Source organism: Clostridium sp. (genome assembly GCF_034179595.1).
Lineage (GTDB): Bacteria > Bacillota > Clostridia > Clostridiales > Clostridiaceae > Clostridium.
The window spans coordinates 1-7458 of record NZ_JAXFPT010000085.1 but is presented as its reverse complement, the minus strand read 5'-3'; the positions used below and the strand labels follow the sequence as shown (position 1 = coordinate 7458).

General features: G+C 26.1%; 8 protein-coding genes, 1 other RNA gene and 1 pseudogene. 2 read left to right on the top strand and 8 right to left on the bottom strand.

Going from position 1 to position 7458, the window contains the following annotated elements; all coding sequences use genetic code 11:
- Positions 1–106 (bottom strand): annotated as a pseudogene (locus SPJ33_RS10435) (HPr kinase/phosphorylase); the annotation flags it as partial.
- 17 nt (positions 107–123) lie between these two features.
- Positions 124–333 (bottom strand): DUF896 domain-containing protein, encoded by a 210-nt coding sequence (locus tag SPJ33_RS10430; RefSeq protein WP_321117901.1) that lies wholly within the window; start codon positions 331–333, stop codon positions 124–126.
- Positions 334–656: 323 nt separating this feature from the next.
- Between SPJ33_RS10430 and SPJ33_RS10425 the strand changes: the two genes are divergently transcribed.
- Complete coding sequence (locus SPJ33_RS10425) at positions 657–860, top strand: Spo0E family sporulation regulatory protein-aspartic acid phosphatase (RefSeq protein ID WP_321117900.1); 204 nt, start codon at positions 657–659, stop codon at positions 858–860.
- Positions 861–917: 57 nt separating this feature from the next.
- Here SPJ33_RS10425 and ssrS read toward each other — a convergent pair.
- The 6 genes from ssrS to SPJ33_RS10395 all read right to left on the bottom strand — a co-directional run bounded on the left by ssrS (position 918) and on the right by SPJ33_RS10395 (position 6111).
- A non-coding RNA gene (gene ssrS / locus SPJ33_RS10420) (6S RNA) lies at positions 918–1111 on the bottom strand.
- Between the two features lie 77 nt (positions 1112–1188).
- Positions 1189–1584, bottom strand: coding sequence for a hypothetical protein (locus tag SPJ33_RS10415; protein ID WP_321117899.1), 396 nt, complete (start codon positions 1582–1584; stop codon positions 1189–1191).
- 14 nt (positions 1585–1598) lie between these two features.
- Positions 1599–1841, bottom strand: coding sequence for a DUF1292 domain-containing protein (locus SPJ33_RS10410; RefSeq protein ID WP_321117898.1), 243 nt, complete (start codon positions 1839–1841; stop codon positions 1599–1601).
- Positions 1842–1965: 124 nt separating this feature from the next.
- On the bottom strand, positions 1966–4257 hold the full coding sequence (gene helD / locus SPJ33_RS10405; RefSeq protein WP_321117897.1) for an RNA polymerase recycling motor HelD: 2292 nt from the start codon (positions 4255–4257) through the stop codon (positions 1966–1968).
- A gap of 139 nt (positions 4258–4396) precedes the next feature.
- Positions 4397–4936 carry an ECF transporter S component gene (locus SPJ33_RS10400; protein WP_321117896.1) on the bottom strand — a complete coding sequence of 180 codons (540 nt, stop codon included), beginning with the start codon at positions 4934–4936 and terminating at the stop codon, positions 4397–4399.
- Between the two features lie 98 nt (positions 4937–5034).
- The gene (locus tag SPJ33_RS10395) at positions 5035–6111 is read right to left on the bottom strand and encodes a histidinol-phosphate transaminase (RefSeq protein ID WP_321117895.1); all 1077 of its coding nucleotides are present in this window, start codon (positions 6109–6111) and stop codon (positions 5035–5037) included.
- 188 nt (positions 6112–6299) lie between these two features.
- Between SPJ33_RS10395 and SPJ33_RS10390 the strand changes: the two genes are divergently transcribed.
- Complete coding sequence (locus tag SPJ33_RS10390) at positions 6300–7433, top strand: DEAD/DEAH box helicase (protein WP_321117894.1); 1134 nt, start codon at positions 6300–6302, stop codon at positions 7431–7433.
- The last annotated feature ends 25 nt before the right edge of the window (positions 7434–7458 follow it).

The window sequence follows — 7458 nt, the reverse complement described above, 5'->3', positions numbered from 1 at the left end:
GACCAGGTCTATTAACATCACTAACATTTATTTCTTCATTTGATTTACCTTCTACTAATACTTCTAAGTCAAAATCTTTAATTAACTTTTCTACAGTTACTGCCATATATAAAAACCCACCCTCTATTTTTTCTTTTTGTTTAGCTTTATTCCTGCAAGCTGAGCTCTAAAGTTCTTTTTTACATTTTCTATATATCTTGTTCTTAGTTTTTGTTGTAACTCTTTTTCTTCTTCTGTTAAGCCTTCTTCTTTGCTCTTTTTATATAATTCATTTATCTTTAAAGTTACTTCATCTATATTCATTTCATCTATATTAATATTTTTTATATCCATACTATTTTCTCCTTATAATTACACTTTTCTTATCTTTATTTTACCTATAATTCCTTATATAATCAACTTTAATAATTATTTTCGACATAATATGAATACCTATCCTTTATATCTTTTGTTTTCCATCAAAATAAAATACAACCTTTATTAAATTTAATATCTCTTTATTAAATTAATTTGTGTCTTATTTTAGAATATTATGTCGTTTTTTATATATTATGTCGTTTTTTGTATATTAAATTAACATTTTATTAACTTAACAATATATTACAAAATGCTATAATATCACTATAATATTATGGTTATAAAATGAGGTAGACTTTATGCCAATGGAGAAAATTCAAAGAAAAATAAGAAATAGAAAGTTTTTATTAAATCTTTCATTAAAATATTTAAGCCCTTCAAATAAACTCATCATTATTATTTCTCAGAATCTAGATAAATATATCAATCTATATCAATCTAATTTATATAAAATCAATACTTCAAATAATAATTTTAAAAAATCTGATGATATAACTATTTAAAATAAATATTTGCATAAAAAAAATACCTCTAAAAGAGGTATAAACTTTGCAAATACATAAAATCCCAACATGCCGTTTGCCCATATATTCAAAACCTGCGCCTCGCAGGTGGGTTTCACTCATATTATACTCTGTCTTCTCCTGTTAATATAAAGCAAAAGCTTGGAGCCTGACATACCTAATACTGTTGCAAATCCCGAATATCATATGTAGGTTGAATATGATAGGCTTGGCGAACATCTCAGGAATGTTATGACTTTATTATAACACAATTTATTTGTATTTCAAGCACTTATTAATTGCAAATATTTGTAATTATTTTCGATTTTTATAAGTAATCATTTAATATTTCTTCTAATTCTTCGTTACAATCTTCTGTACAAAATGCTGAAACGAATTTTATGTAATCATTATTGTTTCCATCTATTTTTAATTCATGAAAAATTCCTTCTAATTCAAGTTCATCATTTATATCTTCTATAGTACTTTCAATATTATCTTTAGCAATATCTAATAAATATGGTATAAACCAATCTCTATTCCATTCATAGCTACCTTCTTCAAGATCACTTTCTTCGTTTGCATAAGCTTTAGCTGCATTAAGTTCTTCTTTATCAAAATCATAGAAGAATTCTAGTACTACTTTATCATCTTCAACTAATAATTCTTTAACTTCTGTTAAGCCATTATCTTCTAACATTTCAATGATATCAAAAGCATTCATCTTATAACACCCCTTTAATATAGAAGCTTTTTATATTCTTTCTTTACTGCTAAGAATTCCTTATCGTCTTCAACAAGATTCAATTCTTCTCTATCATCAACTTTATCTATTCTAAAAATAAACATATCTTCTGCGTCTTCTTCAACTGGTGTTAATAATAGATATTCTTTTTGTTCAACAAATATTCTAGCTACTGCTTCAAAATCTACTTTATTTCCATCTTCATCTCTAAATGACATTATCTCTTTTTCTTCCATTTATGTGCCTCCTCATATTTATTCTTTTCCTATTATAAATATAAATTCATACAAATACAAACCTAATTTAGGTAATTTTTTTAAAAAGAGATTAGAATAAAAGTGTTCTAATCTCTTTTTTATTTTAAGATTTTATTAATGGAGTAATCTTATTTAAAGCTATTATATATTCATTATGTAATGCTCTTGTAAGCGATACATATAATAATCTTTGATCTAATATACTTTCTTTATTGTAAGTATTATAATCTGGATTATAAATTATACTGCAATCAAATTCTAACCCTTTTGTTAGATATGATGGAATAATTATATTATCTGCTTTAGCTTCTTTTTCTTTTCCTTTTATTCTTTGGAACTTATATTTACATTTTTTCTTTAAAATCTTTTCTACATGTTCTGCTTCTTTTGAATCCTTTGTTATTATAGCAACACTATTTTTATTATCATTAAGCACACCATCTATTATTTCTTCTATAGCTTTTATTACTTCATTTTCATCTTCTAAATTTAAAATTTTAGGTTTATCTCCATGTCTTAAAACAGGCTTTGCATCTTTAAGTCCTAAATTTTGAGCTTCTAATGCACCTTTGGCAAAATCTATGATTTCAACTGTTGAACGATAACTTTGACTTAAGCTTATAAAAGTTGCTTTTCCGCCAAATAATCCTTTAGTTATATCCTCCCAATTTTTAAGTCCTTTATAGTAATATATACCTTGAGCTAAATCTCCAACTAAAGTCAATGAATTTCCTTTAGAAAGTTCATTAACTAAATAGATTTGGAAAGGACTATAATCTTGCGCTTCATCTACAACTATATGCTTAAACTTTTCTGAATCATCTATTCCTTCTAGTAATACTCTTATATATAAAAGTGCTGCTAAGTCATCTTCATCTATATATCCTTCTTTATCTCTATTATTAAATTCATCTTTCATGAATTTAGAAAGAGGCTCTGGAATTTTTCCATCTGCTACAATTTCAAATAAATCCTCATCATTATAAAAACCTCTATAAATATCACTTGGATTTATTCCTCTCCATTTTTTAAAATATTCATTTATAATAGACTTAGCATTCTTTTTTATTCCATCCTTTATAGAGTCTCTTTGATCATAAGCTTCTATAAGCTTTTTTCTTCTCTCTTCTAAATCATTCTCATTTAATTTTATTTCTTTTATCTTAGCATCCCATTCATTACTTACTCTTTGAAGTACAACTTCAATTTTTTCTTTAAGCTTTAAATTCAAGTATCTTTTTATTTCATCTTTTCTCTTATTTATAGGATATGATTTTAAATCTTTTAAGTATAATCTCATTATCTCTTTTCTAGTAAATAAAACTTGACCAAAAGCTTCTATATCTTTTATTTCTAGTGCTCTTCCTTCTATTAAAGTTACATATCTATCTAGCATTGTTTTAAATATTAAAGAACCTCTTACCTTAGCTGAATTTACTATTAATTTTTTCTTTTCTAAATCCTCTTCTTCCATTATACTTTTTAATTTTTCATCTTTATTGTATATTTTTCCTTTTACTTTTGCCTTTGATTTTGCTACATCTTCAAAAGTACTTTGCTTAACTTCATGTGCACCAAGGCTTGGAAGAATATCAGAAATATAATCTAAAAATAATTTATTAGGTGCAAGTACTAATATATCTTCACCACTCATATTTTCTTTATATCTATAAATAAGATATGCAAGTCTATGAAGAGCTATAGTAGTTTTCCCAGACCCTGCTGACCCCTGAACTATTATAGGAAGATTTCTTGGCCATCTTATTATGTCATTTTGTTCTTTTTGGATTGTAGCTACAACTTCCTTAAGCTTTTTACCTCTACTTTCTTCTAAGTTTATCTTAAGAAATTCATCAACTAATCCTTGTCCTTCTTCTCCATTTATCATAAGTTCATTTATACTTTCATCAAAAATCTTTTCTATATTTCCTTCTTCATCAAATAAAAACTTTCTCTTTAATGAAAGTTCTCCTTCAATAATTCCAGATGGTGCTTTATAATAAGCCTCTCCACCAGTCCCACTATAATAAAGATCTGCAACTGGTGCTCTCCAATCAATTACGATTTCTTCACCATTTTTAGAACTATTTATTCCGTGTTTTCCTATATAAATATTTTCAATTTCAGCAGATCTTGTTTCCCTAAAATCAACTCTACCAAAGTATGGATTATTATAAACTTCTTCATATTTTTTTATATCATTTGTAGCTAAGTTCATAGCCTTTTCTATAGATTCTTTTTCAAAATTATATTTTCCCTTTAGTTCTTTGCTAAGTTCTGTAAACTTTCCTGTTACTTGCTTAACATATTTTTGTCTCTCTATAAGCTCTTCATCAATAAGCTTTCTCTTTTCTTTTAATATAACTTTTTCCTCTTTTAATGCATCATTATTCAAAATAAATACCTCTTAATTATTAATCTTAGAATTTTTATATAAAAACACTTAGATATATATTATATAATATATTTTCTATGAATCAAAAAAGCAGGAATAATAATCTATGGTTATTATTCCTACTTTTTATATAGCATATTTATGCCTTAACTCTTTTATCAACTTGTACAGTATTAAATAATGTATATATATCCTTATGTCTAGATTTTGCCATAGTACTAATTAAAGCATACCCTATAGAGCTATCAACTAAATGATGTAATACCGCTCCAACTCCTGTTACTATAACTAGTTGATATATATCAAATCCTATGAAAGGTATTACAACTAGAGCCTCCAAAGCACCATGTATTATAGATGTAAATAATGACATCTTTAAGTAAGATTTATTTCTTTGAATATATTTAGCTCCAACATATCCAACTACTATATGTGTAGCTGCTCTAAATACTATAGCTATTGGCATACCTGCTATTAAAAAACCTAAGCTTGATCCCATCCCTGTAACAACAGCAACCATAGGTGATATGAGCATAGCAATAAACATAGGAACATGAGATGCAAGTGTAGCACTAAATGGAGGTATATAAACTTTTAAAAATCCAAATTGTATTGGAATTATAATTGCAAGTGCAGTTAAAAGTGATGCATATACCATTTGTCTAATTTTATTATTCATTTTACCCCACCCTTTATAATTATATATACAATATTTTATATTCCTATTTTCCATTTGTAAACATATAATACAAAATTTATACCACACTCATAAAAATATTATTTAAATATCTTTTTTATTTCCTGTATTAATAACTCATTTTCTTCATGCTTTAAAATACATACTCTAAAGAATTTATCACTTAATCCTTCAAAAGAAGAGCAATTTCTTATAACTATTCCTTCTTTTAATAATTCATCATATAAATCTTTTGCTGTTATGTCAGACTCTTTTATTTCACATAATATAAAGTTACCTTTGCTTTCATAAACATTTAAGCTATTTCTCTCTCTTAATCTATCATATAAATATTTTCTTTCTTCAGTCATATAACTTATTGTGTTCTCTATATATTCTTTGTCCTTAAACATTATTTCACCCATTAAGTCTGCAAATATATTTATATTCCACAAATCTAACTTATGTGAAATCTTTTCTTTTATTTCTTCATTAGATATAAGTCCATATCCAAGTCTTATTCCTGGAGTTGAAAAGAATTTTGATGTCCCTCTAATAACAAAAATATTTTTATATTTATCTACTAAATGAGTTGCTGAATATTTAGAAGTATCAGTAAATTCTACATATGTTTCATCAACCATAAAAAATGTCTTTGTATATTTTAATAACTCTTTTATTTCCTCTTTTTCAAAGGCAAATCCAGTAGGATTATTAGGGTTACAAATTACAACTAAATCATATTCCCCCTTCTTTATTTCTTTTTTAAGATCATTTAAATCTATCTTAAATTCAAGTTCTTTTTTTGCAAAATACTTAACTATTTCACATCCTATCCTTTTAAGGCTTCTTTCGTATTCTGAATATGCAGGAGAAATAAGTAATGCCTTCTTAGGATTTATAGAATCTATAAATGCTGATATAAGCTCAGTTGCTCCACTTCCTAATAAAATATCTTCAAAATTACAACTGCAATATTCTGATATTACACCTTTAAGTTCTTTGTATTCTGGATCTGGGTACATTGAAACCATATCTACATTAGTTATAAGAGAATTTTTAGCTTTTTTTGAAGCACCAAAAGGATTTACATTTGAACTAAAATCTAATATTTCACTTTTTTTAAGTCCAAGTTTGCTAGATAAATCAAACAAATTAGCTCCATGATTAATTGTCATAAATATCCCTCCTAAATTTTTATCTTAGTTATTTATACTTATTATTATAATAAACTTTTATAAAAAAGGATAATTAAGCTTTTCTAAAATTATGTAATATACTAAAATTTATTTTATAAATTGAGTACACTTTTACTAATATTATGTATATACTATAAGTTATGAAACTAGGAACACAGGAGGAAATTATGAAAAATTTTAAAGATTTAAGTTTAAACGATAATATAATTTTAGGTTTAGAAAAACAAGGAATTTATACTCCAACAGAAATACAAACTCTTACTATACCTGAAATATTAAATAATAAAGACGTTATAGGTGAAGCTCATACAGGCAGTGGTAAAACTTTAGCTTTCTTAGCACCACTTTTCCAAAAGATTGATGCAAATAAAAAGGATGTGCAGGTTTTAATCCTTGCACCAACTCGTGAACTTGTAATGCAAATTGAAAGACAATCTAAATTACTAGCCCAAAATTCACAAATGCCAATTAATACAGTTCCTATAATTGGTGATGTTAATATGGAAAAACAAATAAAAAAATTAAAAGAAGTTAAGCCTAATATAGTAGTTGGAACACCTGGTAGAGTTCTAGACTTAATAAAGAAGAAAAAGATAAAGGCACATACAATAAAAACAATAGTGCTTGATGAAGGTGACAACTTATTAGATAACACTCATTCAAGAACTATTCAAGATATAATTAAAGCTACAATGAGGGATAGACAACTTTTAATATTCTCTGCAACAATCAGTCAAAAAGCTATGCCTATAGCTAAAGATTTAATGAAGGATCCTATAATATTTAAGAATAATAAAAATGCTTCTTTAAATCCTAATATTGAGCATATGTACATAGAAGTTGAAGAAAGAGATAAAGCTGAAGTTTTAAGAAAACTTATATCAGCAGTTAATCCTGATAAAGCAATCGTATTTATAAATCGTGGTTTTGATGTAGAAATGATTGCGGATAAATTAAATTATCATCATAAAAATGCTTTTGCTATGCATAAAAGAATAACAAAAGAACAAAGACAACAAGCATTAGAAAAGTTTAGAAATGGAAAGATAAATATCTTAGTTTCATCAGATATATCTGCAAGAGGCTTAGATATTCAAGGTGTAACTCATATTATAAACTTAGACTTCCCTGCTAATGCTAATGAATACCTTCATAGAGCTGGAAGAACTGCAAGAGGAAATGCTAGTGGAACTACTATCTCATTAGTTACAAAAAAAGAATTCCCAGCAATTAGAATCTATGAAAGAGAATTTAATATAAAAATAAATAAAAAACAATTATCATATGGTAAATTAGTTTAATATAAAAAAGATGGGATAATCCCAT